This is a genomic window from Oleiphilus sp. HI0067, assembly GCF_001635735.1.
In genome coordinates this window covers 1-681 of sequence record NZ_LWFI01000467.1, presented here as the reverse complement: position 1 = coordinate 681, position 681 = coordinate 1, and the positions used below count along the sequence as shown (strand labels likewise).

At 47.1% G+C, this 681-nt stretch carries 1 protein-coding gene; it reads right to left on the bottom strand.

Annotation, left to right across the window (positions count from 1 at the left end):
• The coding region (locus tag A3739_RS05680) for an aldehyde dehydrogenase family protein (RefSeq protein ID WP_156502377.1) at positions 1 to 681 on the bottom strand (681 nt) is incomplete at both ends.

Sequence of the window (681 nt, the reverse complement as noted above, 5' to 3'; positions counted from 1 at the left end):
AGTAACCAGAGGCCCCATATCTAATCCATGGTTTACGCCATTACCTACTTTAAGTTGACGTGTTTTCTCAGCAAGTTTCTCAACTAGTGCATCACCAATATCACCAACCGCAACGGCAACAGAAATAGCCATACAACGCTCGCCAGCAGAACCGTATGCAGCGCCCATTAGCGCATTCACAGCGCCATCTAGGTCTGCATCAGGCATAACAATTAGGTGGTTCTTTGCACCGCCCAGTGCTTGAATGCGCTTACAGTGTTTTGAAGCGGTAGAGTAGATATATTCAGCAATTGGCGTAGAGCCAACAAAGCTTACTGCTTCAATGTCTGTGTGAGTGAGTAAGACGTCAACGGACTCTTTGTCACCGTTTACGATATTGAACACGCCATCAGGGAGACCCGCTTCTTTTAACCACTCAGCAACTAAAAATGTTGCGCTTGGATCTTTTTCTGAAGGCTTCAAGATAAAGGTGTTACCCGTAGCAATGGCGATTGGCCACATCCACATAGGTACCATCGCAGGGAAGTTAAAAGGCGTAATGCCCGCCACAACGCCAAGAGGCTGGCTCGTTGAATAAGCATCAATGTCGCGACCTACTTGCTCAGTGAAGTCACCTTTTAATAATTGTGGGATACCGCAAGCGAATTCGACAACTTCTAAACCGCGGGTGATTTCTCCGCA